This is a genomic window from Candidatus Diapherotrites archaeon (assembly GCA_040755695.1).
In the GTDB taxonomy this organism is placed as follows: Archaea; Iainarchaeota; Iainarchaeia; order Iainarchaeales; family 1-14-0-10-31-34; genus JBFMAK01.
On sequence record JBFMAK010000002.1, the window covers coordinates 198,930 to 225,646 of the forward strand.

General features: G+C 37.8%; 35 protein-coding genes. 26 read left to right on the forward strand and 9 right to left on the reverse strand.

Translation table 11 applies throughout. The features are described 5' to 3' along the window. Window positions 1–36 precede the first annotated feature (36 nt). Window positions 37–231, reverse strand: coding sequence for a winged helix-turn-helix domain-containing protein (locus AB1467_04640; protein MEW6295553.1), 195 nt, complete (start codon window positions 229–231; stop codon window positions 37–39). 107 nt (window positions 232–338) lie between these two features. Between AB1467_04640 and AB1467_04645 the strand changes: the two genes are divergently transcribed. After that, entirely contained in the window at window positions 339–1,205 is an 867-nt protein-coding gene (locus tag AB1467_04645) for an HAD hydrolase family protein (protein MEW6295554.1), read from the forward strand. A 9-nt stretch (window positions 1,206–1,214) separates the two neighbouring features. Here the strand turns inward: AB1467_04645 and AB1467_04650 are convergent, their stop codons facing one another. Both AB1467_04650 and AB1467_04655 read right to left on the reverse strand, forming a co-directional pair. Further along, complete coding sequence (locus AB1467_04650; protein ID MEW6295555.1) at window positions 1,215–2,435, reverse strand: glycoside hydrolase family 57 protein; 1,221 nt, start codon at window positions 2,433–2,435, stop codon at window positions 1,215–1,217. A 21-nt stretch (window positions 2,436–2,456) separates the two neighbouring features. Then, complete coding sequence (locus tag AB1467_04655; GenBank protein ID MEW6295556.1) at window positions 2,457–3,668, reverse strand: glycosyltransferase family 4 protein; 1,212 nt, start codon at window positions 3,666–3,668, stop codon at window positions 2,457–2,459. 180 nt (window positions 3,669–3,848) lie between these two features. Here AB1467_04655 and AB1467_04660 point away from each other — a divergent pair, with 180 nt between their 5' ends. Next, complete coding sequence (locus AB1467_04660; GenBank protein MEW6295557.1) at window positions 3,849–5,006, forward strand: site-specific DNA-methyltransferase; 1,158 nt, start codon at window positions 3,849–3,851, stop codon at window positions 5,004–5,006. Between the two features lie 129 nt (window positions 5,007–5,135). Beyond that, window positions 5,136–6,104, forward strand: a complete 969-nt coding sequence (locus AB1467_04665; GenBank protein MEW6295558.1) for a carbohydrate kinase family protein — start codon at window positions 5,136–5,138, stop codon at window positions 6,102–6,104. Here the strand turns inward: AB1467_04665 and AB1467_04670 are convergent. Continuing rightward, window positions 6,099–6,659, reverse strand: coding sequence for a hypothetical protein (locus tag AB1467_04670; protein MEW6295559.1), 561 nt, complete (start codon window positions 6,657–6,659; stop codon window positions 6,099–6,101). The genes AB1467_04665 and AB1467_04670 overlap by 6 nt on opposite strands. Window positions 6,660–6,751: 92 nt before the next feature. Between AB1467_04670 and AB1467_04675 the strand changes: the two genes are divergently transcribed. The 10 genes from AB1467_04675 to AB1467_04720 all read left to right on the forward strand — a co-directional run bounded on the left by AB1467_04675 (window position 6,752) and on the right by AB1467_04720 (window position 13,799). Then, complete coding sequence (locus tag AB1467_04675; GenBank protein MEW6295560.1) at window positions 6,752–7,150, forward strand: hypothetical protein; 399 nt, start codon at window positions 6,752–6,754, stop codon at window positions 7,148–7,150. A 26-nt stretch (window positions 7,151–7,176) separates the two neighbouring features. Beyond that, on the forward strand, window positions 7,177–7,416 hold the full coding sequence (locus AB1467_04680) for a hypothetical protein (protein ID MEW6295561.1): 240 nt from the start codon (window positions 7,177–7,179) through the stop codon (window positions 7,414–7,416). Continuing rightward, window positions 7,416–7,784 (forward strand): PIN domain-containing protein, encoded by a 369-nt coding sequence (locus tag AB1467_04685; protein MEW6295562.1) that lies wholly within the window; start codon window positions 7,416–7,418, stop codon window positions 7,782–7,784. The genes AB1467_04680 and AB1467_04685 overlap by 1 nt, the downstream gene beginning before the upstream one ends. 12 nt (window positions 7,785–7,796) lie before the next feature. Beyond that, entirely contained in the window at window positions 7,797–8,075 is a 279-nt protein-coding gene (locus AB1467_04690; protein MEW6295563.1) for a hypothetical protein, read from the forward strand. Then, the gene (locus tag AB1467_04695) at window positions 8,030–8,602 is read left to right on the forward strand and encodes a hypothetical protein (GenBank protein MEW6295564.1); all 573 of its coding nucleotides are present in this window, start codon (window positions 8,030–8,032) and stop codon (window positions 8,600–8,602) included. The genes AB1467_04690 and AB1467_04695 overlap by 46 nt, the downstream gene beginning before the upstream one ends. A 70-nt stretch (window positions 8,603–8,672) precedes the next feature. Further along, window positions 8,673–9,995, forward strand: a complete 1,323-nt coding sequence (locus tag AB1467_04700; protein ID MEW6295565.1) for a hydroxymethylglutaryl-CoA reductase, degradative — start codon at window positions 8,673–8,675, stop codon at window positions 9,993–9,995. Between the two features lie 23 nt (window positions 9,996–10,018). Next, window positions 10,019–11,080, forward strand: a complete 1,062-nt coding sequence (locus AB1467_04705) for a hydroxymethylglutaryl-CoA synthase (protein ID MEW6295566.1) — start codon at window positions 10,019–10,021, stop codon at window positions 11,078–11,080. 10 nt (window positions 11,081–11,090) lie between these two features. Beyond that, window positions 11,091–12,260, forward strand: a complete 1,170-nt coding sequence (locus tag AB1467_04710; protein MEW6295567.1) for a thiolase domain-containing protein — start codon at window positions 11,091–11,093, stop codon at window positions 12,258–12,260. Further along, the gene (locus AB1467_04715; GenBank protein ID MEW6295568.1) at window positions 12,257–12,661 is read left to right on the forward strand and encodes a Zn-ribbon domain-containing OB-fold protein; all 405 of its coding nucleotides are present in this window, start codon (window positions 12,257–12,259) and stop codon (window positions 12,659–12,661) included. Before AB1467_04710 ends, AB1467_04715 begins: the two co-directional genes overlap by 4 nt. Window positions 12,662–12,686: 25 nt before the next feature. Then, window positions 12,687–13,799 carry a hypothetical protein gene (locus tag AB1467_04720; protein MEW6295569.1) on the forward strand — a complete coding sequence of 371 codons (1,113 nt, stop codon included), beginning with the start codon at window positions 12,687–12,689 and terminating at the stop codon, window positions 13,797–13,799. Window position 13,800: 1 nt separating this feature from the next. Here AB1467_04720 and AB1467_04725 read toward each other — a convergent pair whose 3' ends face one another. Beyond that, window positions 13,801–15,099, reverse strand: a complete 1,299-nt coding sequence (locus tag AB1467_04725) for a hypothetical protein (protein MEW6295570.1) — start codon at window positions 15,097–15,099, stop codon at window positions 13,801–13,803. 95 nt (window positions 15,100–15,194) lie between these two features. Between AB1467_04725 and AB1467_04730 the strand changes: the two genes are divergently transcribed. From AB1467_04730 to AB1467_04760, 7 genes are all read left to right on the forward strand, one after another. Continuing rightward, window positions 15,195–15,746, forward strand: coding sequence for a UbiX family flavin prenyltransferase (locus AB1467_04730; GenBank protein ID MEW6295571.1), 552 nt, complete (start codon window positions 15,195–15,197; stop codon window positions 15,744–15,746). Further along, entirely contained in the window at window positions 15,746–17,047 is a 1,302-nt protein-coding gene (locus AB1467_04735) for a UbiD family decarboxylase (GenBank protein ID MEW6295572.1), read from the forward strand. Before AB1467_04730 ends, AB1467_04735 begins: the two co-directional genes overlap by 1 nt. A gap of 4 nt (window positions 17,048–17,051) precedes the next feature. Further along, window positions 17,052–18,224, forward strand: a complete 1,173-nt coding sequence (locus AB1467_04740) for an aconitase X catalytic domain-containing protein (protein MEW6295573.1) — start codon at window positions 17,052–17,054, stop codon at window positions 18,222–18,224. Window positions 18,225–18,228: 4 nt separating this feature from the next. Continuing rightward, complete coding sequence (locus AB1467_04745; protein MEW6295574.1) at window positions 18,229–18,621, forward strand: DUF126 domain-containing protein; 393 nt, start codon at window positions 18,229–18,231, stop codon at window positions 18,619–18,621. Next, entirely contained in the window at window positions 18,618–19,412 is a 795-nt protein-coding gene (locus tag AB1467_04750) for an isopentenyl phosphate kinase (GenBank protein MEW6295575.1), read from the forward strand. Before AB1467_04745 ends, AB1467_04750 begins: the two co-directional genes overlap by 4 nt. A gap of 11 nt (window positions 19,413–19,423) precedes the next feature. Then, complete coding sequence (fni, locus tag AB1467_04755) at window positions 19,424–20,470, forward strand: type 2 isopentenyl-diphosphate Delta-isomerase (GenBank protein MEW6295576.1); 1,047 nt, start codon at window positions 19,424–19,426, stop codon at window positions 20,468–20,470. 157 nt (window positions 20,471–20,627) lie between these two features. Beyond that, the gene (locus AB1467_04760) at window positions 20,628–21,467 is read left to right on the forward strand and encodes a Fic family protein (protein MEW6295577.1); all 840 of its coding nucleotides are present in this window, start codon (window positions 20,628–20,630) and stop codon (window positions 21,465–21,467) included. A 21-nt stretch (window positions 21,468–21,488) separates the two neighbouring features. Here the strand turns inward: AB1467_04760 and AB1467_04765 are convergent, their stop codons facing one another. Continuing rightward, a complete protein-coding gene (locus tag AB1467_04765) occupies window positions 21,489–22,310 on the reverse strand; it encodes a D-aminoacyl-tRNA deacylase (protein MEW6295578.1) in 822 nt (273 codons plus the stop codon). Between the two features lie 3 nt (window positions 22,311–22,313). Further along, window positions 22,314–22,793 carry a hypothetical protein gene (locus tag AB1467_04770; protein ID MEW6295579.1) on the reverse strand — a complete coding sequence of 160 codons (480 nt, stop codon included), beginning with the start codon at window positions 22,791–22,793 and terminating at the stop codon, window positions 22,314–22,316. Between the two features lie 108 nt (window positions 22,794–22,901). Between AB1467_04770 and AB1467_04775 the strand changes: the two genes are divergently transcribed. After that, window positions 22,902–23,267: a hypothetical protein gene (locus AB1467_04775; protein MEW6295580.1), complete on the forward strand. Its 366-nt coding sequence runs from the start codon at window positions 22,902–22,904 to the stop codon at window positions 23,265–23,267. Between the two features lie 13 nt (window positions 23,268–23,280). On the opposite strand, the gene AB1467_04780 is transcribed toward AB1467_04775, so the two are convergent. After that, window positions 23,281–23,472: a hypothetical protein gene (locus AB1467_04780; protein ID MEW6295581.1), complete on the reverse strand. Its 192-nt coding sequence runs from the start codon at window positions 23,470–23,472 to the stop codon at window positions 23,281–23,283. 154 nt (window positions 23,473–23,626) lie between these two features. Here AB1467_04780 and AB1467_04785 point away from each other — a divergent pair, with 154 nt between their 5' ends. The 3 genes from AB1467_04785 to AB1467_04795 all read left to right on the forward strand — a co-directional run bounded on the left by AB1467_04785 (window position 23,627) and on the right by AB1467_04795 (window position 24,600). Then, window positions 23,627–23,791: a hypothetical protein gene (locus AB1467_04785; protein ID MEW6295582.1), complete on the forward strand. Its 165-nt coding sequence runs from the start codon at window positions 23,627–23,629 to the stop codon at window positions 23,789–23,791. 97 nt (window positions 23,792–23,888) lie between these two features. Next, on the forward strand, window positions 23,889–24,143 hold the full coding sequence (locus tag AB1467_04790) for a DUF131 domain-containing protein (GenBank protein ID MEW6295583.1): 255 nt from the start codon (window positions 23,889–23,891) through the stop codon (window positions 24,141–24,143). Between the two features lie 28 nt (window positions 24,144–24,171). Then, window positions 24,172–24,600, forward strand: a complete 429-nt coding sequence (locus AB1467_04795) for a hypothetical protein (protein MEW6295584.1) — start codon at window positions 24,172–24,174, stop codon at window positions 24,598–24,600. 231 nt (window positions 24,601–24,831) lie between these two features. Here the strand turns inward: AB1467_04795 and AB1467_04800 are convergent, their stop codons facing one another. Further along, window positions 24,832–25,203: a DUF296 domain-containing protein gene (locus AB1467_04800; protein MEW6295585.1), complete on the reverse strand. Its 372-nt coding sequence runs from the start codon at window positions 25,201–25,203 to the stop codon at window positions 24,832–24,834. A gap of 95 nt (window positions 25,204–25,298) precedes the next feature. On the opposite strand from AB1467_04800, the gene xerA reads away from it, so the two are divergent. Both xerA and AB1467_04810 read left to right on the forward strand, forming a co-directional pair. Then, a complete protein-coding gene (xerA, locus tag AB1467_04805; GenBank protein MEW6295586.1) occupies window positions 25,299–26,147 on the forward strand; it encodes a site-specific tyrosine recombinase/integron integrase in 849 nt (282 codons plus the stop codon). Window positions 26,148–26,376: 229 nt separating this feature from the next. Beyond that, on the forward strand, window positions 26,377–26,694 hold the full coding sequence (locus AB1467_04810; GenBank protein ID MEW6295587.1) for a PRC-barrel domain-containing protein: 318 nt from the start codon (window positions 26,377–26,379) through the stop codon (window positions 26,692–26,694). Window positions 26,695–26,717 lie beyond the last annotated feature (23 nt).

Below are 26,717 nucleotides of genomic sequence, written 5' to 3' on the forward strand. Positions count from 1 at the left end.
TAAGAATAAAATATAAAAGAAAGAAAAAGGAAAAAATTATTCTGTCAGGAAGAACCTGTTGCCGTTGATGCCTATCTTGCCTTCTCTTGCAAGCCAGCCTAAAGCGCCGTAAACGTGCTCTGCCCTCAGCTTTGTTGCCTTTCCTATGTCGTGCACTGTCATTGACTTCTTGTCTTTCAGGGCGCCCCACACAATTCCTGCCTTAGAGCCGAAAAATTCATTTGAATTCATTTTGCTTTTCACCTCTTTTCTTTCATTACAACAAAAAAAAAAAATTCATAATTAATAGGGATAACAGTTTTATAAGCTTTATGTAAAATTAATTAATTTGATGCAAAATGCCAATTGAAAAGCTTTTTTTTATTGATGTTGATGGGGTCCTAACAAAAGGGAAAGACCCTAAAATCAATGAAAGAGCAGTTCAGGCAGTGGCAAGGCTTGCAAATAAAGGCTACAGGGTCGCATTCATTACGGGAAGGAGCGGTCCATGGATTGAAGGAGACATAGGGGGAAGAGAAGAAGCATTAATGCCGGCACTCAAAAAATTTGGCATTGAAAAAAAAGTTCTTGTTTTCTGCGAGGACGGCTTTTACTTATGGCACAAAAAAAAGCCATTATACGACCCCACAGCCCAACCTCACCTGAACAGCTTTTTTAGGGCAAGAGAAATACTTTCAAAAGAAATAGAAAAAGACCTCAAGAAAAACAAGGTAAGAACAAAAGATGCAACCTGTGAATCCCAAGGAAAATTTATTCAGAACAGGTTTGAGTTTGCAAACGGAGAAAAAAAAGAGGACTTGGTGAACTCAATTAATGGAACAGTCCAAAGGCTCAAAAAAGATGGAGTGCTTGACCAGAAAATAAGCTATATTGAAGTCACCAGGAATGGCGTTAATGTTTTCCCTCAAATTCTCTCAAAAGCAAATGCAGCAAGGCAGGCATTAAAATACTGGGGCCTTAAAAGAAATTTTACTGGAAGGGCGTACGGCGACAGGATAAGAGACTACAAGATGGCTTTAGGCACAAAAATAAAATTCATTAGAATTGAAGACCCAGAGCAATTCATCAAAGAATTGAAATTCATTGAACTGAAAATTCAAGCAAGAAAAATAAAAGGCTCTTGGGCAAGAATTAAGAGAACTTTCCCCCAAAAAATCAGGAAAAAAGCCAAACAATTCTTAGGGATTAAAAGAATTCCTCATTAATACTTCAAATCAATTCCTTCCAAGCAATTTAGCCCAAAAGCCCTGGGGCTTCACTTTCTCGTGGGTCAACTGCTGTTTAAGGTCAGACAAACAGTTCATGTAATTCAGGAAGGCATCATAAGGAGAAGAATAAGGATTAAAGTATTTATGGACGTCACCGTCAGCAAACCATTTAGTGCACATGTAATAAAAGTGGTCGCTTATGCCCAGCTTCCTCCAGGAATCAATCAAGGAAGAATTCCTTGAATTAACTGCATTTAATTCAATGGATTTCAATTCAGCGAAAGCCTGCCTCTGCATTTCATTCTCAAGCCAGGCAGAAAGGTCTCTGTGCACGTCAGCCCAAGAAGCAGTGTAAGGAACATCGAATTCACCAACAGGCTTATACTTCTCAAGAATCTCTGAAGCAGTGCAGAACTCCAAGTTCTTGTACTTCAATGCCTCTGCTGGCAGGTGGTCAAGAAAATCAAATATGCCTGTCTCAGGCCACTGGTGCTCTCCAAAAGTCTCGTAATCCATGAACAAGTTAATGTTTGTCCCGTCACAGGCAGAAAGCCAGGAAGCATACTTGTCTGCAGTCAAAGGCCACTCGCTCCAGTCCCTAGTAGAAAACCGGAAAGCAATGTCGTCTGAAAGCTTGTAATTCCTTAATAAGGTTTTAATCTTTGAGCCCTTTGCAGTGTAAAGATGATTAGGAGACCTCCAGGCAAGCACATTAGACAAGCCCTCAGAAATAATTGCATTATAGCCTAATTCTCCTGCAATCCTTGCAATGTCATTGGAGTACATTGCCTCAGTGTTCCTGAATACCTTAGGTTTTACACCGAAAAGCTCTTTGAACTTCTTTGAATGCAATTCTATTTGCGCCTTGAATTCTTTTTCTGAGATTAAATAAGCAAGAGAATGATAGTATGTTTCATCAAACAATTCCACATTGCCAGTGTCCACTAAAGCCTTAAAGGAATCAATTATTTTGGGATTGAATTCAGCTAACTGGTCCAAAAGAATGCCTGTAATGCTGAAGCAGAACTTGAACCTTCCATTATGCCTTTCAATCAATTCAAGCAATTTCCTGTTTGTGGGCTCATAGCATTTCCTTATTATCCTCCCCAAATAGAAATTGTTTGCATTCACATCAAAGTAATCATGGTTCTTTCCTATATCAAAGAAACTGTACTTCCTCAGCCTGCAAGGCTGATGCACATGAAAATACAAGCAAATTGACGGCATTCATTAACCCCCAAATCATAATTAATTAATTACTTCCTTGTACACGTTAATGCAGTTTTCTGCTACCTCATCCCACGAGAATTTCTGCACTTCATGGAAGCCGTTCTGGCTCATTGAATTCTTCAAGGCATTGTAGTGCAGTACCCCCAAAATCTTGTTTGCTAATTCATCTGAATCCCAGAAGTCAGCCTTCATGCAGTTCTGGACGACCTCAGCAACCCCAGCCTGCTTTGAAATAATTACTGGGGTATGAGAAGCCATTGCCTCCAAAGCTGTAAGGCCGAAAGGCTCTGCAACAGAAGGCATTACATAAACATCAGCAGAAGAATAATACTTTTGGACATCCTCCCTGAAGCCTGCAAAAACAATCTTATCAATTATGCGCATTGCAATTGCTTTATTGATTAATTGGGGCAGCATGTCCCCATTCCCCACAACAACGAATTTAACATTAGGGTCAATCTTCAGCACCCTGTAAGCAGCCTCCAAAAACCAGTCAGGACCCTTCTGGATTGTAAGCCTGCCCAAAAACAAAACAATCTTTTCTTTCACTCCAACCTTAGGTTTGTCTTTCAAAACATAATGCTCTTTATCCAAGCCATTGTACACAACCCTGATTTTTTCTTCCGGTATGTTGTACCGTTCAATCAACTGGTTCTTCATGTAATTGCTGATAGTAATGACCTTGTCTGCTTCATGAAGGCCTCTCCTCTCAATTTCTTTTATATTGTGATTCGGGTTTAATGAACCTGTCCTGTCGTATTCTGTTGAATGAATTGTTACAACCAAAGGCTTTCTCTTGATTTTTTTGAGTAGGATGCCTGCGGGATAAGTCATCCAGTCATGGCAGTGAATTAGATCGCAGGCCTCGCCCTTGACCTTGTGCACTGAAGCAACAGTGTAATCCCTGACCTTAGAGAAAAAGTCAAGGCCGTAGGCCTGCTTGCTTGAACCAACTTTTGAACCAGCTGAATGAGAAGTGCTTAATTCAATTGAAGGATTGTAAGGTGTTAAATCAAAACCCTTTATGTCAAAGAGTTTAACGTGAGAGTAACTGCCGTCAGCCTGAACCACATTAACAAAGCCAGGCTTTATTTCCATTCCAGTGTGAGGCATTACAAAGGTTACTTTCACGTTCTTATGGAACAATGCCTTGGTGAAGCCATATAAGTAAGTGCCTAAGCCGCCTGACTTGAATGGAGGAAACTCCCATCCAAACATCAGTACCTTCATTGTTCCCACACCTAGGTAAACCTGTGCTGAGCAATTCATTCTGGCCAGAATTGCTAGTTCAAAAAATATTGGTTCAATTCTATAATAGCATTACCAGAATTTAAATTTAACCCTGAAAGTTCACGGGAGATGCACTCTTTAGAAACTATTTAAAAAAAGCTTTTAACATTAATTAAAAGCATGGAAGTTAACGCAATTTATGAAGGAGACAATCTGGAGATCTTGAGCAAGTTTTCAGATAAAAGTGTAGACTTAATTTATGCTGACCCGCCTTTTTTTTCTAATAAACATTATGAAGTTATTTGGAATAACGGTGCTGAAAAAAGGGCATATAAAGACAGATGGCTTGGCGGAATAGAACATTATATTTCTTGGATGGAACCAAGAATAAGAGAATGCCAGAGGGTTTTGAAAGACAGGGGAAGCATGTATTTACATTGTGATTGGCACGCAAATGCACACCTACGAATTTTAATGGATAAAATTTTCGGGAAAAACAATTTTGTAAATGAAATAATCTGGAGATATAGAAGATGGCCTTCAAAGCAAAATGCTTTCCAAAGAATGCATGACACTATTTTATTTTATAGAAAAAATAATAAAAAAGAATTTCAAATGTGGAAACAACAATATGAAGATTTATTGGAATCCAGCAAAAAGCAATGGAAAGGAAAATTAAGAGTTGACAGAAAAAGTGATAAAGGAACAAGATTTAGTGAAACTTTGGGTAAAAAATCACCTGGTGTTCCAATGGCTGATGTTTGGGAAATTTCTCAAATAACAGCTCCTTTCTCAGAATATTTAGGTTACCCGACTCAAAAACCAGAAGCTCTTTTGGAAAGAATTATTAAAGCAAGTTCAAACAATGAAGATATTATTTTGGACCCCTTTTGTGGTTGTGGGACAACAATAGTTGTTGCTCAAAAACTTGGCAGAAAATGGATTGGAATTAATGTAAGCCCCACTGCCTGCAAATTAATGAAAAAAAGAATGCAAAAAGAATGTTATGTTAATGCTAATTTAATAACCGGAAAAGTGGATTTAAACTATATAAAAAATCTCGAACCCTTCGAGTTTCAAAACTGGGTTGTTACAAGCAAGTTTCTTGGAAAAGTCAGTGACAGAAAAAGCAGCGATATGGGAATTGACGGTTTCACCCCACAAATTGCAGGGGGTTATCCTATTCAAGTCAAGCAAAGCGAAAATATTGGAAGGAATATAATAAACAATTTTGAAACAGCAATGAGAAGAATAAAGAAAAACAAAGGATATGTTGTTGCATATTCTTTTGGGAAAGGAGCCTACGAAGAAGTAGCACGAGCAAAAAACCAAGAATGACTAGAAATCGTTTTGCGGACAATAAAAGAATTGCTTGAAGGGAAGATTGAATAAAATTACACTAATTCTAATTGCAAAACGAAAACAATTAAATAATCCTTCAACCAATTTAATTCAGGAAGGAATTGAATGAACAAAAAATACGATGTGATAACAATAGGCTCTGCTTCAGAGGATGTATTCATTAAATCTGAATTATTCAAGATTGCCCCGTGCGTTAGAATAGAAGGACAGACAAATATCTGCCTTCCTTATGGAAGAAAAATAGACTTGGAGGAACTGCAATTCGGTTTAGGAGGAGGGGCATTCAATACTGTTATAGGCTTTAAAAGGCAGGGCTTAAAGGCAGCGCCATTGCTGAATTTAGGGAAAGACCTGGCAGCAGAAAAAATAAAGGAGAAATTAAAGAAAGAGGGCACTCCAACACAATTAATAATGCAAGACGAAAAACACCTTTCAGGATTCTCAATAATAATAAGGAGGGCAAGAGGAGACAGGACAATCTTAGTTTACAGGGGGGCAAACAACCACTTCAAAGCAAGGAAAATAAAATGGAACGAATTAAAAAAAAGCAGATTCTTCTACATAAGCAGTTTTGGCTCAGAAGACAGAGTGCTTGAGAAATTATTTGCCTTTGCAGGAAAGAATGGAGTGAAAATTGCCTTCAATCCAGGCTCGGAGCAGAGGAAAAAAGCAGAAAAAATGAGGGAAATTCTTGCTGGAACAGAAATACTTTTTTTGAATGAAGGGGAAGCGCTTTCATTTGCCTGCGAAAGGACAGTAAAGGAAGCAGCAAAAAAATTGAATGAATTAGGGGCAAGAATTGTTGTAGTAACCCAAGGCCCAGAAGAAGTAATATTATATGATGGAAAAAAATTCTATTCAAGAAAGCCTTTCCCGATAAAAGCAAAAGACACGACAGGTGCAGGGGACGCCTTCGGCTCAGGCTTCACGAGCGCCCACATAAAAGGCCTCCCAGTAAAAAAGTGCATTGAATTCGGTCTTGCGAGCGCGTGGAGCGTAATAAACGAAATAGGAACAACCCAAGGCCTCCCAACACAAAAAGAAAGCCAAAAAATAATAAAGAAGAATTCATGAAAAATCTTCTTTTCTTCGAATTTGCCCGAAATCCCCAATTATTGCAATTACTTTTTTTGTTTTTTTATCGAACACGGGCAAGAACGCATCGTCGCTTATAAAGTAACCTTTTTTACTGCCTATCTCTATTTGCCTTTGCATGTCTTCCTCAAATTCTGTTAACTTTTTGCTGTTTATTCCTTTGAAGTCTATTACATCAAGTTTTGTCAAAAAGAAGCTTGAAATTTTATCTTTTCTTTTGAGGGGCCTAATGGTCGGAATAATCCTTAAGCCAAGCTTTTTATCTCTGTTCAGTTTTAATAATTCTTTCATTAAAAGCCATTGCTTTTTTGGGGGCAGCCAATGGCCGTACCATTGCATGCCTTCGCGAAATTCTTTTTCAGCAAAAACTCTTTTCTTAATTTTTTTAGCTTTTTTAACAGCCACTTCAACTTCAAAAACCTTTCCTTCCACACCAGATCCTAAATATTTTTTTCTTTCAATGCCTTCAATTTTTCTGGGCTTTAAGCCGCCGTGCAATACAATTAATTTCCTTCTTCCACTTTTCCCATTCATTAAATTCAACCAATTCAAGTGCCTGCAATTATTATTTCAAACAGCATACTCTTAAAAGAATTTTCTTAGAAGAGTTTTTAGGGCGAAGAGGAATGGTTGACTTCGGGAAGATTTGGGCTGCAATCAAGAAAGAGCTTGAATTCTTCACGCCTAATTCTATGAGGTACGAGCTTGAAAGGCACAATGGAGCAGAATGCGCTGCAGTGCTTTTGGCAGACGTAAAGCACCCGGACCATTACTTTTACCTGCAGGACGGAGTGCCAATAAAAAGTCTGTGCGATTTAGAGCTTATACTGAAAGAGATTCCGGCAGAAACCTTTGCTTTCCATGTGAAAGAAGGAAAAAACGACTTCAGCGACTGGGTGAAAAACATTATTGGAGACACAACCCTTGCAGGCAAGATGCAGAAATTAAGCACACAAGAAGAAATGGCCAAAGCTGTAAGCATCAGGGTGGAATACATAAAGAAAAGGGCAGAACAAAGGTTTTGAAAACATATTAATTTAAATATAACTTATTGTATAATTATATTGGTGATATAATTATGGTTGAGATTGTTGTTACAGTAAGAAGGTGGGGAAACAGCATTGGGCTCACTTTACCAGCTAATGCAGTTGAAAAAGAAAAAATTCATCCGAACGACAAAGTTGTTTTGGTTGTAAAAAAGGCAGTTCCAATAAAAGCCCTTTTTGGAACACTTAAAACAAAAAAAGACACTCAAAAAATTAAAGACGAACTCAGGGAAGGGTGGAACTAATGCAGAAATTTTTTGCAGACAGTTATGCAATAATAGACTACCTTAAAGGGAACAAGAAATTAAAAAAATACTTTGAAGAAAGCGAATTAATTACAACGAAACTAAACCTGATGGAAGTATATTACAGTGCGCTGCTTGAATCAACAGAAGAAATGGCGGAAAAATACTATGATTCTTTCTTGGATAAATGCGTTGAAATAGAAGACAATACAATAAAAGCGGCAATGAAATTAAGATTCAAAGAAAAAGCAAAAAAACTATCTTATGTGGATGCTGCTGGCTATCAAATTGCATTGGAAAGAAATATAAAATTTCTCACGGGCGATGAACAATTCAGGGAAATGAGGAATGTCGAGTTCATAAAATAAGAAGAGAATAAAATGGAATTAGAAGAATTAAGCTTAAAAGAAAAAGAAACACTAATTGTATTATTGAAAAAAAACAGCACAATAGAAGAAATACAAGCGCAGGCAAGGCTTTCATTCACTGAAGCAAGGGATGCAGTAAGGGAATTGCTCAAAAAAAAGCTGGTGAAGAAAACAGAATTTCCCACAAGATATTCTCTGGGCGCGGGAATCAAAAAAAAAGTTTCGGAATTAAAGGAGAGGCTGGATTGGAGCGAACTCCAAGGAGAAGAAAAGCTGTGCAGGGTAAAATAAAATTTTTTGTTGTGGCTCTGGCTTTAATTGCATTAGTCAACCCACTTGTTTTAGCAGAGGAAAGCCTGCAGGAGAGAATTGAAAATGCATTCAATGAAAAAGGAAAGCCTACAACAGAAACATTAGAATTAATTGAAAGAGCAAATGAATACAGCGAGAAAGTGCCTGACAGCATTAAGGCTGTTTTCGGGAGCGAAAGAATAAATGCAGAAATCGAATTGAAGAACGGAGAAAAAGAAAGGATTGGAATAGAATTAAGGAACGCAAAAATCAAGGCACTCCAGAAAGGCTATCTGAAGAACGCAACAATAGAGGCAAAAACAAACGAAGAAACAGTCCAGAGAATAATTATGGCAGAAGACAAGGCAAAAGAATTAAAGAAAGCACTGGATGATGGAAGCATAAGCTATAAACCTATTGGAATAATTTCAACAGCAAAAATCACTATAACAAAATTCTTGTACGATGCATTCAGCTTTATTACAGGCAAGGTAAGCCTAACAGAATTGCATCGCTTATTGCCGTAATTGAATTGACGATTAACGTAGTATTTATATTTTGTTGCATTGAAAAAGTGTTAAAATCAAAGGACTAAATATGAAGGAAGAAAGAGAAAAGAAAGAGAAAATTGAGAAAAGCTCTGATATGAGCGGGTTCTACAGCAAAAGCCTGGAGGAAAGGCTTGAACTGGTGAAAGAGTTCTCTGGATTAAGCGAGGAAGAATTAGGGCAATTGAAAGAATTTGGGGCATTAGACTTTGATGCTGCAAACAGGATGACAGAAAACGTGATTGGAACAATGCAACTGCCTTTAGGCATTGCCACAAACTTCAAAATTAATGGAAAAGATTATCTCATACCACTGGCAATAGAAGAGCCCTCTGTCATTGCTGCAGCCTCAAATGCAGCAAAGATTGCAAGGAAAGCCTTTGGATTTAAAGCAGAGGCAACACAGCCAATAATGATAGGCCAAATACAATTAACTGCAAAAGACTTAAAGAAAGCAAGAAAAGAAATCAACGCAAGAAAAAAGGAATTGCTCGAGAAGGCAAACCAGGCAGACATTGGCCTTGTGAAGGCAGGCGGGGGGGCAAGGGAATTAATTATAAGGGAACTGAAAGGAAAGAAAGAAAAGTTCCTTGTACTGCACTTGCTCGTGGATGTAAGGGACGCAATGGGAGCAAACGCAGTCAATACAATGTGCGAAAAAATTGCCCCAAAAATAGAGGAAATAACTGGAGGCAAAGTAAGGCTTAAAATACTTTCAAATCTGGCTGTTTACAGGACAGCAAAAGCAAAAGCAGTATTCACGAAAAAAGCCTTGGAGGAAAGCTTCAAGGAATTCCAAGTGAGCGGAAAAGAAATAGTGAAATCAATAATTCAGGCATTCGAATTAGCAGAAATTGACGCTTTCAGGGCATGCACCCACAACAAGGGAATAATGAACGGAGTGGACGCAGCAACAATTGCAACAGGAAATGATTGGAGGGCAATAGAAGCAGGAGCACACGCCTTTGCGTGCTGGAAGAATAAATCCTACAAGCCTCTAACAAAATTTTATGAAGACGGAAAAGGGGACTTGGTTGGAGAAATTGAACTGCCCCTTGCACTTGGCCTTATAGGAGGCGCAACAAAAAGCAATCCAATTGCAAGGATTGCAGTAAAAATCTTGGGAGTGAAAAGCTCAAAGGAATTGGCAGGAGTAATTGCGTCTGTGGGCTTAGCAAACAATTTCGCTGCATTGAGAGCTTTAGCAACAGAAGGCATCCAGAAAGGCCACATGAAACTGCACGCAAAAAACATTGCAGTAATGGCCGGAGCAACAGGAATGCAAATAGAAAGCATTGCAGAGCAAATGATAAAAGAGAAGAACATTTCAATGGAAAGAGCAAAACAATTAATACAAAATTCGAATCAATAATGTTTATTAAAAAAAGAAAATAAATGATTATTATGCACGAAAAAACAGGAATTATAGGATACGGGGCTTACGTGCCCAGCCTCCGGATTACAGTGGAAGAAATTGCAAGGACATGGAAGAAAGACGGAAAAAAGATTGCCTCGGGATTAGGAGTAACAGAAAAAGCAGTTGCCTCTTTTGATGAAGACGCCTGCACAATGGCAGTAGAAGCAGCACGGACAGCAATAAGAACAGGAAAAATTCACCCTCAAAAAATCGGGGCATTATACGTTGGATCAGAAAGCCATCCCTATGCAGTAAACCCTACAGCTTCAACTGTCTGCGACGCAATAAATGCAGGCCCAGACTTAATGGCAGCAGACCTGGAATTTGCGTGCAAGGCAGGGACAGCAGGAATGCAGGCATGCATTGGGTTAGTTAAAAGTGAAATGATTGAGTACGGGATGGCTATAGGAACAGACACAGCACAAGGCAGGCCTAATGATGCATTAGAATTCACTGCAGGCTCAGGCGCAGCAGCAATAATAATTGGAAGAAAAGAAAAAGAAATAATTGCAGCAATAGAAGATACCTATTCTTTCACTACTGATACGCCAGACTTCTGGAGGAGACAGCACGCAGAATTCCCAAGGCACGCAGGAAGGTTTACTGGAGAGCCAGCATACTTTCGGCATGTTATTTCAGCAGCACAAAAAATAATGGAAAAAAATTCAATGAAAGCAGAAGACTTCAAGCACGCAGTATTCCACCAGCCTAACGCCAAATTCCCTTCACAGGCAGGAAAGATTCTGGGATTCAAGCAAGAACAATTAGAGCAAGGAATGATTGTTCCATTCATTGGAAACACTTATTCTGCTGCCTCAATGATAGGATTATGCTCTGTGCTGGACAAGATTCAACCAAAAGAAAAAATTCTTGTTGTAAGCTATGGCTCTGGAGCAGGAAGCGACGCATTCATCCTGAGGGCAACAAAAAACATCCAGCACAAGAGAGCAAAAGAAAAAGTGCTGGAATCAATAAAAGAAAAAGAGTATTTGACTTACGCTGAATACGTAAAGCACAGGAAGAAACTGAAGAGTTTGTGAGGAGAAGAAAATGAGAAGCGTTTCAATAATTGGGGCCGGATGCACAAAATTCGGGGAGCACTGGGACAAAAGCTTCAGGGAATTAATAGCTGAAGCAGGAATGAAGGCAATAGAGGACTCAGGAATTGAAGGAAAAGACATTCAGGCAATTTACGGCGGCACAATGGCCTCAGGAAGGCTTATAGGCCAAGAGCACATTGGAGCACTTATAGCAGACCAATTAGGCCTGACACCAATTCCTTCCACAAGGGTTGAAGCAGCATGCGCTTCAGGAGGGGTAGCATTAAGGACAGCATTCCTTGCAATAAAATCAGGGGAATACGATATGGTTGCAGTTGGGGGAATAGAAAAAATGACTGAAGTCTCAACAGAAGAAGCATCTTTTGCTTTAGGGGGCGCAGGAGACCAAGAAACAGAATTATTCCACGGCGCAACATTCCCTGCATTATACGCCTTGCTTGCAAGAGCCCACATGCAGGAATTCGGCACAACAGAAGAGCAAATGGCTTTGTGTGCAGTTCAAGCTCACAAAAACGGAATGAACAACCCTAATGCGCAATTTCACAGAGAAATTGCAGTTGAAGACGTAATGAATTCGGGTTATATTTCTTCTCCTTTGAAATTATTAGATTGCTCTCCAATTACTGATGGAGCAGCTGCACTCATATTGTGCGAAAGCAAAAAAGCAAAAAATATTTCAGACAAAGCAATAGAAATAATTGCTTCAGCGCAGGCCTCGGATTCACTTGGATTGACTGAAAGGAAATCTTTAACTGAGTTAGCTGCAACAAGAATTGCTGCAAAAGAAGCCTACAAACAAGCAGGGATTAAACCAAAAGATGTTGATTTTGCTGAAGTGCACGACTGCTTCACAAATGCCTTTATATTAGCAATAGAAGATTTGGGTTTTTTCAGGAAAGGAGAAGGCGGAAAGGCAGTAGAAAAAGGAAGAACCCAATTAAACGCTGAAATTTCGGTTAATCCTTCGGGCGGCCTGAAAATGGGGCACCCTGTTGGAGCCACTGGAATAAAGCAGGCAGCAGAAGCATTTGAACAATTGAATGGACGAGCTGAAAAAAGGCAGGTTGAAGGCGCGAAAACTGGGTTGACACACAATGTGGGTGGAAGCGGAGCGACTGCAGTAGTGCACATATTTAGAAAATTGGAGGGAAAAAAATGACTCACGCGTGCCTGCCATTGCATTGGAGGAGATATCCTGAAAGATACCTGCTTAAAGGCAATTACTGCGAGAACTGCAAGACAGCATTCTTTCCTGCAAGGGTAGTGTGCCCTAACTGCAGGAGGAAAGCATTGCTCAAAGAAAAAGAAATGCCCAGGACAGGAAGAATTATTTCCTTCACTGAAGTGTTTGTGGGTCCAATGGGCTTCGAGCACGAAACCCCATACTTTCTTGCACTAATAGAATTGGAGAATAAAGCGAAAATATTAAGCCAGATAGTTGACTCAAAAAAAGAAAGCATCAGAGAAGGCGCAAAAGTAAAAAAAGTCTTCAGGAAAATCTCAGACACCGACAAAGAAGGAGCAATAGCATACGGGTATAAATTTAAGGTAGTGAAATAATTATAATATTAAAATTGTGTTTACTATGAAAAAATTGATTGCTGTTGCAAAAGCACCTCTAAAAGTAATTGTTTCTGGAGAGCACGGTGTAGTTCATGGGACGCCTGGAGTAACCCTTGCATTACAACCTTTTATGAGAGTTAATTTATATGAAGCTGAAGGTAAACCTTCACTTGAACTTACAAGTGAAAGAGGTAAAGTGGTTTTAAACAAAAAAGGCGAAGTTATTGGAGAGATAAATAAAAATTTTGACCCTTTTGTTGCTTTGACTCGCTATATTATTGAAAAGCACGGTTTTTTGCCGAGAAAACATCTAATTGCTGAAATTGTTTCTTCTAAAGCCCCAAAAGGAGTTGGGGTTTCAGCTTCAATTTCTGCGGCTCTTGCTTCCAGTTTATTTCATGCAATGGAAAAAAAACCAAGAAAAAGTTCGTATCCAGAAAGAGATGATTTGTGGATGGCAGTCCAGTCTGCAGAAGAAATAGCTCACGGTGGCAGGCCAAGTGGGATTGATGCAATGACGGTATTGTACGGTTCAACAAAATTAATTAGGTTAGTTAAAGACAATAAAATACAATGGAATTTTGAAAAAATGAGGGGGCTAAACATCCCAAAAAATACAACCATTATTGTTGTAGATACATATATGGGAGGAGAAAGATCAAAAACAGGAGAAATGATCTTAAAGTTAGCAAAAGTTTATGGTTTAACAAAAAAAGAAGGAGAAAAAGAAATAAGTAAAATACTAACAGAAATGACCCCTCAGGATAGGGTTCGCCTAGAGCCATTTAGAAGGGTTTTTAATAAAGTGCTCCAAGAACTTCACCCTAAAGGAAATGCAAAAAAACTTGGTGCTGCATTGAACAAAAATCAAGCTTTATTAAGAAAAGGTGGCGTAACAACAAAAGATATAGAAAAAGTCATAAAAATTTCAAGAAAAGCTGGCGCGTATGGTGCAAAATTGACGGGAGCTGGAGGGCCTGGCGGGGCAGTGATAGTTTTAGCTCATACAAAAAAAAGAAATTTGTTGGAATCAAGGATTAAAAAAGCTGGTTTTTCAATATTTCCAGTAAATCCTACTAAAAGGGGAACTCATTTAATAGTAAGAAAAAAGCCAACAATTAGACATATAAGATAAATCATTTTTTGCCTGCAATCAAATAAGTTAAGTTTCCCCCAGTAATTTTTTCTCTTTCTGCAAAAGGAAAATAAATTTCTTCAACATTCATTCTAACAAGATTGAATTCACTTGTAAGGTCTTGCGCCATTCTATAGCCCCTATTCTTTAAGCCTGTCATAGTGTCTTTCCTTAATCTTTCTTCTTGAATTCTTTCAAGCCATGATAGGTTTTTTTCAACCCATTCAGCAAAATTAAATTTATTTGATTTTTCAATGTCTTGCAGCAATTTTTCTCTTGCAGTAGGAACGCCCCAAGAATCAAGCCAAAAACTCAGAAAAGATTTAAAATTATCTAGCTCTGAAGGGGCAATACCTTTGGAAACTTTAAATGAAACTCTTCTAAGGCTTGCTATATCTAATGAAGGTTCTTTAACATCAACCCCCGCCCAATCCCAGACAATAAAATGTCCTCCTTGCTTTAAAATTTTTCTAATTGCCTTTACGACTGGAAAAGTATCAGAAAAATTATTGAAAGTTGCACCTGAAATAACCAAATCAGCCTTGCCAATTAATTCCCTGAAATTTTTTGCATACTGCTTTTGCCCTTTAGCAACTTCAGGTCTTGGAGCCTGCTTAAAAGCTGTAGCCGCTAAATAAAAGCTTACAGGCAAAATTTGAATATTATTGGCAGGAACGCCCATTTCAGCAAGTTTTCTTTTAACTTGGGGCAAACTTTTTATAACATCATTTAATATAACTCTAAGATATCTTCTTTGCTTAGGAAACAAACTTTGAACAACCCTAAAAATTGTGTCTCCAGTGCCTGTGCCAATATCAACAACTGTTTTACTACCAATCTTGTTCCCAAAAATAATGCTACTAATTCTTCCAACCTCATCGTTCATTTTTTCCGGAAGGCCCTTTGCTCTTTTTGCAATGCCTGCTGTGTGGGTGAGAGGTCTTGCCCTCCAGTCAAGCTCTGTTGCTTTCATTCCCCTTTCCCTTATCGCATTTGAGAGCAATCTATCAAAATTTTCTCTTAAATAAGGGTGTTTTGAAATAAGTGAATTTATTTTCTTTATTGAAAGAAGTTCAGATTTAACCCTTTCCAAATCAACAAATTTTCCAACGTGTTTGATTGGAAGCCTTGAATACTCATAAGTTGCCTTATAAACCAGTGGTCGTGCTCTTGCTCCAGAATGAAATTTTTCATGAATTTTTGGGAGGGTTGAATCTTTGAGGGGCTTTCCCCCAATTATTCCCATTGCCCCAAAAACTTTTCTCTGCAGTTGTTTTCTTTTTCTGCCTCGCGCAGTCATAATGAAGAATTAATGGAAAAGTTATTATAAGGTTTTCTAGAAGCTTTTATTTACAGCAAAAGCTTGTTTAAAGTGCTAAGCTTTGGTGAAAAAAATTGAAATTAATTGTTGCCATAAGCGGGGCTTCAGGGGTAGAATATGCAGTTGATTTATTGAAGGCACTGAAAGAGGCAAAAGCTGAAATTCATTTAGTGGTAAGCGAGTGGGCAGAAAAACTGATTGAAGAAGAAACAAATTATAATGTCAAAGAAGTAAAAAAGCTTGCAGGATTTGTTTATGAAAACAAGGACATGAGCGCAAGCATTTGCAGCAGCAGTTTTCTTGTTGACGGAATGATAGTAATCCCTGCAAGCGTTAAAACTGTATCAGAGATTGCAACAGCGCACTGCGGAAACCTTATTTCAAGGGCAGCAGACTCAATGCTCAGGACAAGAAAAAAACTGATTGTGTGCGTGAGAGAAACTCCATTGAGCGCTCCCACACTGAAAAACCTTTACAGGATTTCCCTGTATGGAGGCATAATTTTCCCTTTGAGCCCTGCCTTCTACCACAAGCCAAAAAACTTGAAGGGCATAAGGAATTTTATTACAGGAAAAACATTAGATTTAATAGGAATTCCAAACAAGAAATTTAAAAGGTGGGCATAATGGGATTCAGGGAATACATAAAAAAAATTGAGGGGAAAGGAAAGCTAACCATAATATCAAAGCCTGTTTCAAAAAAACTTGAAGCATCAGCAATACTGAATGAATTGAACGAAAAGTCTGTCCTATTTGAAAAAATAAAGGAATCACAGTTTAAGGTTGCAGGAAACCTTTTCGGAACAAAAGACGCAATAGCAGACTATTTTGGAATTAAACCCAATGAATTAATACCAAAAATTATTAATGCAATTGAAAACCCCTCCCTGCCAGAAGTTGCGGAAAAAGCTCCATGCCAAGAAGAAGAAATTGAAGTGGACTTGGATAAATTGCCAATACTATTCCACTGCGAAAAAGACGGAGGCAACTACATAAGCAGTGGGGTCCTAATAACAAAAGACAAAGACGGAATCCAAAACGTTGACTTCCACAGGTGCATGCAGATAGCAAAAAACAAGTTTTCTGTTAGGGTTGTAAAGGATAGGCATTTCGACCAATTGCTGAAAAAGAATAAAGAACTGCCTGTTGCCGTATGCATAGGGAATGCCCCAAATGTATTGATTGCTGCAGCAATAAGCGTTGAATTAGGAAGGAATGAACTGGAAATAGCAAACACTTTGGAGCCATTAAAAGTAGTGAAAGCAAAAACTTTTAATGGAACAATTCCAGCAGACTGCGAGTTTGTGCTTGAGGGAATTGTAAGGCTTGAAGAGAAAGCAAACGAAGGCCCTTTTGTAGACCTGACAGAAACATATGACATTGTAAGGCAGGAGCCAGTATTTGAAGTAAAAAAAATAACGCACAGAAAGGATGCAATCTGGCAGGCGCTTCTTCCAGGAAAACTGGAACACAAAATCTTGATGGGAATGCCCCGCGAGCCAACAATATTCAAGGAAGTAAACGATGCAGAAATAAAATGCTTGGATGTGAACGTGAACCCGGGAGGCTGCAGCTGGCTGCACGCAATAGTAAAAATAGACAAACAGAAAGAAGAGGACGGAAAAAAAGCAGTTGAAGCAGCATTCAAAGGACATAAGAGCTGCAAGCACATATTCATTGTAGACAAAGACATTGACATTTATAATCCATTAGAGGTAGAGTGGGCAATGGCAACAAGATTCCAGGCAGACACAGATTTCATAATGAAGCCAAGAGAAAAAGGAAGCAGCTTAGACCCAAGCGCTGACCCTGAAACGCACTTCACAACAAAATGCGGTTTTGATTTAACAAAGCCTTTAGTGGTAAAAGGAAAGAATTTTGGGAAAGCAGAATTCCCTAAGGTAGAATTAAAGAAGTTTTTAGAGTGAGAGAATGGAGTTAACAAAAGAAGAAAAGGAAATGCTTGAAGGAAAGCAGGGCACAGCAATAAAGAAAAGCATGGGAATATTGGTTGCATTAGGGGAAATATACGGCGCAAAAAAATTGATTGATGTGAAAAGCGTTCAAATTGCTGGGGTAAGCTATGATAATTTAGGGGACGCGGGACTGGAATTCTTAGATGAAATGGCAAAAGATGGCAGAGTAAAAGTATTTACCACCCTAAACCCTGCAGGGATGGACTTGGAGAACTGGAAGGCTTTAGGGATAAGCGAAGAATTTGCTGCAAAACAGAAAAAAGTAATTGAAGCATTTGCAAAAATGGGGGTTCTTACAACATGCACTTGCACCCCATACTTTGTCGGAAACAAGCCTGGGCTGGGAAAACATATTGCATGGAGTGAAAGCTCTGCAGTAGCATATGCAAACTCTGTCCTCGGGGCAAGGACAAACAGGGAAGGCGGGCCAAGCGCTCTGGCAGCTGCATTGACTGGAAAAACACCTGAGTACGGATTGCACTTGGATGAAAACAGGCAACCAAAAATAAGCATTGAAGTTGAAGCAGAATTAAAAGACGTTATTGACTTTGGAGCTTTAGGATATGTTATTGGAAAAAAGATTGGAAGCAAAGTGGCTTACATTAAAGGAGTAAAAAAAGCAGATGTAGAGCAACTGAAAAGTTTTAGTGCAAGCATTGCAACATACGGTGGGGCAGGATTGTTCCACATGCAAGGCATAACCCCTGAAAAAGTAAAAGAACCAGAAGAAAAAATTTCAGTTAGCCAAGAGGGAATTGAAAAGGCAAAAAATGAAATGAATGATTTAAGTGAAGTAGATTTTATTGCAATAGGGTGCCCGCACTGCAGTTTAGGGGAATTAGAAAAAATTGCAAAAATGCTTAAAGGAAAGAAAGTGAGGAAGGAAACATGGATTGCAACGGCAAGGCCAATAAAAAAAGAGGCAGAAAAGAAAGGCTATGTCAAAACAATTGAGGAAGCCGGAGCAAAATTTGCTGCAGACACCTGCTTTGTTGTAGCACCAATAAAAGGAAGGTTTAAGTGCATGGCAACAAACAGCGCAAAAGGCGTATTCTATGCAAGAGGAAAAAATAACTTTAAGACAGTTTTTGTTCCACTGGAGAAATTGATTGAAATTGCAACGAGCTGAGATTATGAAATTGAGTGGAAGAAAGATTTGCGGCGGAAAAGCAGAAGGAATAGCAATGATTTCAAAGGAGGGGGTTTCCTTTTACGGCGGAGTAGACCCTGACACGGGGATTGCAACAGAGAAAGGCCATTCGCTTGAAGGCAAAAGCATTGCAGGAAAGATATTGGTTTTCCCGCAAGGAAAGGGAAGCACTGTTGGAAGCTATACCCTTTACAGGATGAAGAAAAACGGGAAAGCCCCTGCAGCAATAATAAACAAGGAATGCGAAACAATTGTTGCTGTTGGGGCAATAATATCTGAAATCCCGTGCATTGACAAGATTGAAATAGAAAAAATAAGAGACGGAATTAAAGTAAAAGTCGACGCAGACAATGGAATCATTGAAGTGAGCGAATGAAGCTAATTATACTGAAAATTGGGGGTTCAGTCTGCACCTACAAAGAAGAGAATAAGCTAGAGGCAAAAGAAGAGATAATTAAGAGGATTGCCAAGGAAATAAAAGAAGCAGTGAAAAAAGGAAAATTCAAGCTGATTTTAGTGCATGGGGCAGGGCCTTTCGGGCACACAAATGTTGCAAATTTTGGCATAAATAACGGCGTGTACAGCAAAAAACAGAAAGAAGGGCTTGAAAAAACAATAAAGGACTGCAATTTTTTGGGCAGCATTTTTTTGAAAAAATTAAACGAAAAGGGGGTTAGAGCAGTTGGCTTAAACCCAAACAAGATTATAGTGCAGGAAGAAAAGAAAATAATTAAATTCAATTTAAGCAAAATTGAGGAAGCCCTTTCAGAAGGAAAAGTGCCAGTGCTCTACGGCCAAATGGTTCCGGATACAAAATTGAATGCCAGCGTTGCAAGCGGGGATGCAATAACAAGTTTTCTATCAAAAGAATTCAAGCCAGAAAAAGTGCTGCTCGGAACAGATGTTAATGGAATTTTTACTGCAGACCCAAAAACAAACCCTAAAGCAAAATTGATTGAAAGGATTGATGAAAAGAATTTTGGTGAAGTGCTGAAGAAGGTTGAAGAAGCAAAAACAGTTGATGTAACACAAGGAATGAAAGGAAAGCTTACAAAATTAAGGGAACAATTAAAAGGAACAAGAGCAATAATTTTTAATGCAAACATCAAAGGAAACGTAAAAAAAGCATTGCTCGGAGAAAGAATAGGGACAGAAATAAAATTCTGAGGCAAAAAAAAATGGAGACAGAAAAAAGGAAGGCAGAACACATACAGATTGCCCTGACAAAGAATGTGCAGTTCAAGAAGAAGACAACAGAATTTGAAGACATAGAATTAATTTACAGGGCGCTACCAGAATCCAATTTAGAGGAAATAGACCTCAAAACAGAATTCCTGGGAAAAAATTTTAAGGCCCCAATAATGATTGCAGGAATGACCGGAGGCATAAAAGAAGCAGAAAGAATTAATCTGGACATAGCAATAGCATGCCAGGAGACAGGAATAGGAATGGGCCTAGGAAGCATGAGGGCCATGATAGAAGAAAAAAGCCTTTCCTACACCTACCAAGTAAGAGAAGTTGCACCAGACATATTCTTAGCGGGAAATTTAGGGGTAACACAATTAAAGAAGTTTTCAGTAAAAGAAACAGAAAAAGCACTGAAAGAAATAAAAGCAGATGCAATAGCAATACACCTGAATCCAGCACAGGAAGCAATGCAGTACGAAGGAAACAAGAACTTTTTAGGGTCATTCAAAGCACTAAAAGAATTTGCAGAAAAAACAAAATTCCCTGTATACGCAAAAGAGGTTGGGCATGGAATAAGCTACGAGACAGCGAAATTGCTCGACCAGACAGCAATAAAAGCAGTGGATGTGGGGGGAGCAGGAGGAACAAGCTGGGTTGCAATAGACTCTCTAAGGGGCTATGAAGAATTAGGCAAAACATACTGGGACTGGGGAATTCCAACTGCAGTATCAGTAATAGAAACAAGGAAAGCCTTAAGCAAAGAGAAAAAAGTAATAGCAACAGGCGGCATAAGAACAGGCCTTGACGCAGTAAAAGCAATAATACTAGGAGCAGACTTGGTGGGAATAGGCCTGCCTGCACTGAAAGCACAAAACGAGAGAGGAAGCAAAGGAGTAAAAGCGCTTATAGAAAGAATAATAGAAGAAATGAAAATAGGAATGTTCCTTGTTGGAGCAAAAGACTTAGATGAATTGAAAGAAAAAAAATTCATTCTGCTTGGAAAAACAAAGGAATGGATTGAACAAAGAAATTTATAATTAAGAGTTAACCCCACAGAACGATCAATTTATATTTTTTGTGGGGTTAACTATTCTTATGGTTTATTTTTCTGTTAAAAAGATAAAGGGCACAAAATACCTTTATGCAGTGCATTCAGTTAGGTTGGGGGGCAATATAGTAAAGCTTAGCAAAAGAGTGAAAACAAAAGCAGTTACCCCAAAACTCAAGGAATATTTTGAAGAAAAAGAAAAAAAATTAAGGCAAAAGAAGGCGATTGAACAATTTAAAACCGATAGTGTTTTTACCAATGAACAAATTGCAAAAGTTGAAAAAACAAAAATTGAGTATAAAAAAATAATTTCAAAGCTAACAAAAAAGCAATTGCAAGACTTGTTCGACAGGTTTACGGCAAATTTTACTTACGAATCAAATGCCCTTGAAGGAAATTCTTTAACCTTAAAAGACGTTGCAGTTGTTTTATTCGAAAAAAAAATAATAAAAGGAAAAGATCTTAGAGAAATCTATGAAACAAGAAACTCAAGAAAAGTTGTAGACTTAATACTCAAAAAAAAGTTTGATGTAAATGAAAAAGACATAATAAAAATGCACAAAATACTAGTAAAAGACATGGATACTTCAACAGGTTACAAAAAAATTCCAAATTTTTTGGTTGGAAGAAAAATTGAAACAACCACCCCGGAAAAAGTCTCTGAAGAAATGAAAAAGCTTATTAAATGGTATAACAATGAAAACAAAATGCATCCACTGAAAAAAGCAGCACATTTTCACGGAAAATTTGAAAGAATTCATCCATTTGAAGACGGAAACGGCAGGGTGGGCAGATTCATAATCAATGTAATATTGGTGAAAAATGGTTATGCACCATTAATAATAAGAAAAAGCCAAAGAATAGCATACCTAAAATGCTTAGAAGACTATGATAATGGTTATACCACAAATTTAGAAAGATTTTTATTGGAAAAATACAAAAAAACATTTGAAAAATTCTTCAAAATTTACATAAAATACATATAAAAATACTGAGTTCTACATAACTTATAATTCTTTTGTTGTCTTGAAAGGAATGCTTTGCTTTTTTAGAATTGAAATAATCTTCTGCTTTTCTTGAGCAAGGCCTTTTGCGTCCAGAACTATTTCTTGAACTGGCTTAATAGTGGAAGAAATCATTTTATTTAATACTTCAAGAGAAAAATTCTGCAGGAAATACTTTGGGATAATGTGAGAGAAAGCGTAATTGGAATTCAACTCCAGTTTAGTGAAGTTTGGGGCATAGTGTGGCCCACCAATTCCAAGGGATACAATAGAATTCTTTGCTGGAACAGAAGAAGAAATAATTGTTTCTGCTATTGCTTCAGCTGCTTTCTTGTCCTTCCATTGCTCTGGAGAAGAACCCAATTCAATGAACAAAGTTGGCTTTGAGAGGAAAGGCCCGTGATGACTGCACTCTAAGCAGACTTCATAATCAGATAATTTCTTCTCTTCTTTTTTCTTGCTTAATTCTAAAAGCAGAGACTTCATTACCGAAGCGTTTGCTGGAACTAATTCGAAATCTTTTCCCCCCAATTCAGCTTTTCCAAAATTGCCTATGGGATGGACTGTTAGACAGGGTTTGCCTTGTTCAGAGCGGTGCTTGGAAGCAAAAATAAATAAGTCTGAAGAAAGAGAATCAACGTAATCAGCGAAAACCTGTTCCCTTTCAATCAAAACCAAATCAAAGTTTTTATAAGAAAGAACTGGGTTTGAATCAAAAATTCTTGGAGTTTCCTTAAAAGAAAAATTTTCTTTGAGGCAGGAATAAATATTAAGGCCTGCCAAATCAGTTTTAGAGACAATAATTGAAATCGCCATATTATCCATTTCTTATTTTTTATAAGTTTGAGATAATTGAAGAAAGACATCCTCCAAATCTGATAGGTTCTTTGAAATAGGCTTGGAGACGTAATGATTGAATGAAGCCTTGAGGTCAGTCCTCTCAGCAGTAGGGCAAGGGTTAAAGGAATACCTCTGCTTTTTCCTGAGCAAAAGATCCAAGTCCTTAAGCCTGTTCAAATGATACCTGATCAGTTTTTCTGAGACAAGCTTTCCGGTTTTATCCTTAATATGCTTCTGCACATCAAGGGTTGAAGGTTCAATTTTCTTTGCCAAAGCCAAATAAAACAACGAATCCAAAACATCTAAAACAGTTGTCCTGGACTCTTTCTCTGAGAGCAGACCAAAAGAGAGGGCAAACCACCTGAGAAGGGAACGCTTAGTGAGCTTGATGTTTGGGGGAAGGTCCATTACCCTCAAAGTAAAAGTCTTCCTCACAAGCTCTGATTCAGGCAATTCAGTCCGTTTCATTCAATAAAACCTTGAAAAAAGAGTTTTTCCTTTTCCAATAAAATTTTCTCCAAAGTTATTATTAAATATTGCTCCTATTTAAAAGAATTTTTGTGCAATAAAATAATTATGACAATACTGATTAATTCACACTTCTTTCCTTTCAGGCTGGATTTAAGGGAGAGAAAGCCAGTGCAATTGACTGTAGAGCTTGCAAACAAATACAATAAAGCAAAGCTCCTGACAATGGAAATCCTTCTTCCAAGAAGCCTTGCGTTCGATAAAGCAGGATTAAAGGGAATAGAACAGAGAAAATTTGAGGAAATAGGGGCAAGGAAGACAAAAACATATTACTTTGACATTTACCCCAAAACTTTGACTGATGAAGGCGAACACCAGATCAGGATAAAGGTTGCAGAATACATGAATGAGGGGAAAGAACAGAAGTACGTTGCAAAAGAATACAAGAAGGATTTAGAGCTGACAGTGAAATAGAATCAGGGAAAGATTATTCTTGTATTACTAATTTCTCTTTTTTCATTTCCTTGTGGAATTCTTCCAATTCGGATTTGCTTAAGCCTAATTTGGATAAATACTCTTCGTGCTCTTTTGGGGACAGCTTCTCATACCATTCCTTCCACGTCTTGTCCTCGGGCTTGCTTATGACCTTGCCTTCAACTTGTTTCCTAAGAGAGCGCATTTCTTTATCACAATTAAATTAAGAAAAAAAAACTTTTAAAAGGCTTTCTGCAAGGCATCCCTTTAAAAGACAATAAATAACACTAATATTAATGTAGGAAACGATTTCAGCTAATTTTTTATTGCTAAAAAAAAATTAATGGAGTTGATTTGAGATGGCTGTGGAAGTAACAGAGGAAATGAGGTTAAAGTTACTGCAGGAAGAGTTTGCAATGAGAAAAAAGCAGCCCACGGCATGGACCAAAACAAAATTCAGGCCATTCGCAAACTTCAACACAAAAAAGAAAAAGAAACCAGAAACAGAAATCAAAACCAATTAATTCTTTCATCCAATTCCCTTTCTCTTTTTACTTTTTTTCTCCTGTTTTCCTTTAATTCTCCTTAAGCTTTTCAATTTTTCTATGCTTACATAAAGATATGTTCGACTTAAGCCAGGCAGCAATGGGCACAGGAATAATCCTTCTGCTCATAGGAATTGCATTAATATTCATCGGAACAGCCTTAGGCGCAGTAAGCCAGCAAGGGAAAGTAGAAGGCGCAGGCGTAATAATGCTCGGGCCAATCCCTCTTGTAGGGGCAGCAACAAGCAGAAAAATGGGCTACGCAATAATAGCACTCATAATAATTGGGGCCATACTCTGGGTAATGCTCAGCTTCTTCATGAAAAAATAGGATAATTCTACATAACTAAGGGGTGTTTGTGAACTACAACAAAGCTTTTTTTGGATTATACGAAAACTTGTTTTTGGTGTTAAAAAAAGAATTCAGGGTTAAGAAGGCACTGAAGATATTTGAAAAGATAATAACATTTGGCTTAAAGAAAACTTATGACCAAAGCGGTTTCAGAAAAGGAAACCTAAGTGATTTTGTCAGAGTTGTAAAGGCAAGGGACAATAGTGTGGGTTTAAAGGTTTCAGTTAAAGTGCATTCTAATAAGATAATTTATCGTTTTTTTACTGATCCTTTCCCGGGCCTAAAAGGAAAAGTTTCTGCTGAAAAGCTTGACGCAACTTATATGAAGTTTAAAGTAAATTATCTTTTAGGGCCTAAATGGAAATACGAGACAACAAAACATTTATGGGTGAAAGATCATTTTACAGAGCACAAAATTTATTTAACTTATACATAACTTGCTTTTCTTTTAAGCCATTTTCAGAAAGCCCAAAAATGCCTTTAAAACGCGCAGAAACAGAAAATGCGTTTTTGGCTGAAATTCCCTAAGGGATTTTGACGTATAATGGTTATTATACGACATCCTGAAGGATTTAAGGATTATTTTGCTGGGAAAAGCCCAAAAATTAGGAAAATTGAAAGGAATTCGTAGAGAGCTCTTATAGAAATTATTGTTATGTAGAAGTATTTATTTGCTTTCAAGAACTTCGGCTTTTATTGTCACAGTCCCTGAGGCTTTTGCTTGAATTAAGTCCCCGCCAAGCATTTTGTGGCCGTCTCCAGCTAGGGAAACAGTCATCTCCCCCTTATAACCCAAATTGCCTTTCTCAAAAAAGACTCCATGAATAGAGGTAAGCCTGTATTCTTCATCCAAATGCCTTGGCGTAAAAGCGCCTCCAACAAAGATATTAATATCAAAGGCCTTTATCTTTCCCTCAACGGAAATAATCCTGCATTTCTGGACATTGTTCTCTGACAGGGCTTTTTTGAAGCCGCTTAAAATTTCATCGCCGTCATCATACACAATTGAAAGGATTGTGATCTTCCCTAATTCAACCATTAAATCCCCTTGAAATAATTATAATTAAACCAAAATATATACTTATTGGCTGGAAAAACCAAAAAAATATAAAGAAATAAATTAATTAATATAACATGGAAGAAATAAAGGGTGCAATAGAGAAGTTCAGGCAGGAGCTAATAGTGGCAGGCTATTCTAAAAGGACAATTAAAATGTACTTAAATTATGTAGAAGAATTCCTTTCTTTTTTAAATAAAGCGCCAGAACAGACTGCAAAAGAAGATATAATTTCCTTTATCGCGAAAAAAAAGGAGAAGGATAATTTAAGCAATGCCTCCATTTCCCTTATTTATTCTTCACTAAAATATTTCTATCACAATTACCTGCACCTCAAGATAATGGATGAAATAAAGATGCCAAGGAAAGAGAAGAAGCTTCCCTCAGTTCTTTCTGTTGAAGAAGTAAAAAAATTAATTGGGGCTACTAAGAGGGGCAGGAACCGGCTTGTGGTGCAGTTCCTTTACAGCACAGGCACAAGAGTGAGTGAATGCGCTAACATTAAATTAAATGATCTTGATTTGGAACAAAAAATTGCCAAGGTTAGGGGGGGAAAAGGAAACAAGGACAGAACAATAATTCTCTCTGATTACTGGGTCAAGGAGCTTAACAAATACTTAAATAAGAAAAATGTAAAATCAGAATTTGTCTTCTCAAAAAAGAACGGCAAACCTATTACCACAACTACAATAGAAAGAATTGTGAGAAAGGCAGCTCAAAAGGCAGGAATAACTAAAAGGGTTACTGCTCATACAATGCGCCATAGCTTTGCAACGCACCTCCTTGAATCTGGGGAAAATATAAGGAAGATCCAAGAGCTTTTAGGGCATGAAAATTTGTCCACAACACAAATATACACAACCATTTCTACTGCAGAACTTAAAAAAACAATAAATCCCCTTGATAAATTGAAAAATAGCACATGAAAGGGAGCAAAGCACACCCCACACTTCCACTATTCCTTGTTATTGTAAGAAAAAAATGTTATGTAGAAGATATATATTTCTGATAAAATAATGGGCTAAATTGTCACCAAGTTCTCTCCAAAGGATTATGCGTTATGTATTTTACTCGTTTTTGGGCTTTTTTAGCAATAAATTTATATACTTAAACGTTTTATCTATTAATTGTATTTTATTTTTTTGAGGTGAAAGAATGACTGTCAGACTATCCAAACTATTTGGGATGGACATCTACACTGATACAGCAGAGTACAAGGGCAAGGTATTTGACTTAATAATCAACCTAGAGAAAGGCAGAATTGAGACAATTACCACAGAGCCACTAAAGGTAAAATCAAAGCAGGAAGCAAAGAAAATAATAAGCGAAAAAAGCATTCCCTACAGAAACGTCAAGTCAACAAAAGACATAATCCTAGTTACTACAGCAAAGATTCCAATGGAAGAAGAGAAAGAAGAAGTAGCCCAAACAGTAATGCCAAGGCATTCCCAATATATAAGACACAGGAGATAATGTGTCTTACCATTTGTTTTTAG

What these genes read in the sequence shown, in the direction of transcription:
- AB1467_04640 (MEW6295553.1), bottom strand. Translation starts at nt 231, where the DNA reads ATGAATTCAAATGAATTTTTCGGCTCTAAGGCAGGAATTGTGTGGGGC.
- AB1467_04645 (MEW6295554.1), top strand. Translation starts at nt 339, where the DNA reads ATGCCAATTGAAAAGCTTTTTTTTATTGATGTTGATGGGGTCCTAACA.
- AB1467_04650 (MEW6295555.1), bottom strand. Translation starts at nt 2,435, where the DNA reads ATGCCGTCAATTTGCTTGTATTTTCATGTGCATCAGCCTTGCAGGCTG.
- AB1467_04655 (MEW6295556.1), bottom strand. Translation starts at nt 3,668, where the DNA reads ATGAAGGTACTGATGTTTGGATGGGAGTTTCCTCCATTCAAGTCAGGC.
- AB1467_04660 (MEW6295557.1), top strand. Translation starts at nt 3,849, where the DNA reads ATGGAAGTTAACGCAATTTATGAAGGAGACAATCTGGAGATCTTGAGC.
- AB1467_04665 (MEW6295558.1), top strand. Translation starts at nt 5,136, where the DNA reads ATGAACAAAAAATACGATGTGATAACAATAGGCTCTGCTTCAGAGGAT.
- AB1467_04670 (MEW6295559.1), bottom strand. Translation starts at nt 6,659, where the DNA reads ATGAATGGGAAAAGTGGAAGAAGGAAATTAATTGTATTGCACGGCGGC.
- AB1467_04675 (MEW6295560.1), top strand. Translation starts at nt 6,752, where the DNA reads ATGGTTGACTTCGGGAAGATTTGGGCTGCAATCAAGAAAGAGCTTGAA.
- AB1467_04685 (MEW6295562.1), top strand. Translation starts at nt 7,416, where the DNA reads ATGCAGAAATTTTTTGCAGACAGTTATGCAATAATAGACTACCTTAAA.
- AB1467_04690 (MEW6295563.1), top strand. Translation starts at nt 7,797, where the DNA reads ATGGAATTAGAAGAATTAAGCTTAAAAGAAAAAGAAACACTAATTGTA.
- AB1467_04700 (MEW6295565.1), top strand. Translation starts at nt 8,673, where the DNA reads ATGAAGGAAGAAAGAGAAAAGAAAGAGAAAATTGAGAAAAGCTCTGAT.
- AB1467_04705 (MEW6295566.1), top strand. Translation starts at nt 10,019, where the DNA reads ATGATTATTATGCACGAAAAAACAGGAATTATAGGATACGGGGCTTAC.
- AB1467_04710 (MEW6295567.1), top strand. Translation starts at nt 11,091, where the DNA reads ATGAGAAGCGTTTCAATAATTGGGGCCGGATGCACAAAATTCGGGGAG.
- AB1467_04715 (MEW6295568.1), top strand. Translation starts at nt 12,257, where the DNA reads ATGACTCACGCGTGCCTGCCATTGCATTGGAGGAGATATCCTGAAAGA.
- AB1467_04720 (MEW6295569.1), top strand. Translation starts at nt 12,687, where the DNA reads ATGAAAAAATTGATTGCTGTTGCAAAAGCACCTCTAAAAGTAATTGTT.
- AB1467_04725 (MEW6295570.1), bottom strand. Translation starts at nt 15,099, where the DNA reads ATGACTGCGCGAGGCAGAAAAAGAAAACAACTGCAGAGAAAAGTTTTT.
- AB1467_04735 (MEW6295572.1), top strand. Translation starts at nt 15,746, where the DNA reads ATGGGATTCAGGGAATACATAAAAAAAATTGAGGGGAAAGGAAAGCTA.
- AB1467_04740 (MEW6295573.1), top strand. Translation starts at nt 17,052, where the DNA reads ATGGAGTTAACAAAAGAAGAAAAGGAAATGCTTGAAGGAAAGCAGGGC.
- AB1467_04745 (MEW6295574.1), top strand. Translation starts at nt 18,229, where the DNA reads ATGAAATTGAGTGGAAGAAAGATTTGCGGCGGAAAAGCAGAAGGAATA.
- AB1467_04750 (MEW6295575.1), top strand. Translation starts at nt 18,618, where the DNA reads ATGAAGCTAATTATACTGAAAATTGGGGGTTCAGTCTGCACCTACAAA.
- fni (MEW6295576.1), top strand. Translation starts at nt 19,424, where the DNA reads ATGGAGACAGAAAAAAGGAAGGCAGAACACATACAGATTGCCCTGACA.
- AB1467_04765 (MEW6295578.1), bottom strand. Translation starts at nt 22,310, where the DNA reads ATGGATAATATGGCGATTTCAATTATTGTCTCTAAAACTGATTTGGCA.
- AB1467_04770 (MEW6295579.1), bottom strand. Translation starts at nt 22,793, where the DNA reads ATGAAACGGACTGAATTGCCTGAATCAGAGCTTGTGAGGAAGACTTTT.
- AB1467_04775 (MEW6295580.1), top strand. Translation starts at nt 22,902, where the DNA reads ATGACAATACTGATTAATTCACACTTCTTTCCTTTCAGGCTGGATTTA.
- AB1467_04780 (MEW6295581.1), bottom strand. Translation starts at nt 23,472, where the DNA reads ATGCGCTCTCTTAGGAAACAAGTTGAAGGCAAGGTCATAAGCAAGCCC.
- AB1467_04785 (MEW6295582.1), top strand. Translation starts at nt 23,627, where the DNA reads ATGGCTGTGGAAGTAACAGAGGAAATGAGGTTAAAGTTACTGCAGGAA.
- AB1467_04790 (MEW6295583.1), top strand. Translation starts at nt 23,889, where the DNA reads ATGTTCGACTTAAGCCAGGCAGCAATGGGCACAGGAATAATCCTTCTG.
- AB1467_04800 (MEW6295585.1), bottom strand. Translation starts at nt 25,203, where the DNA reads ATGGTTGAATTAGGGAAGATCACAATCCTTTCAATTGTGTATGATGAC.
- xerA (MEW6295586.1), top strand. Translation starts at nt 25,299, where the DNA reads ATGGAAGAAATAAAGGGTGCAATAGAGAAGTTCAGGCAGGAGCTAATA.
- AB1467_04810 (MEW6295587.1), top strand. Translation starts at nt 26,377, where the DNA reads ATGACTGTCAGACTATCCAAACTATTTGGGATGGACATCTACACTGAT.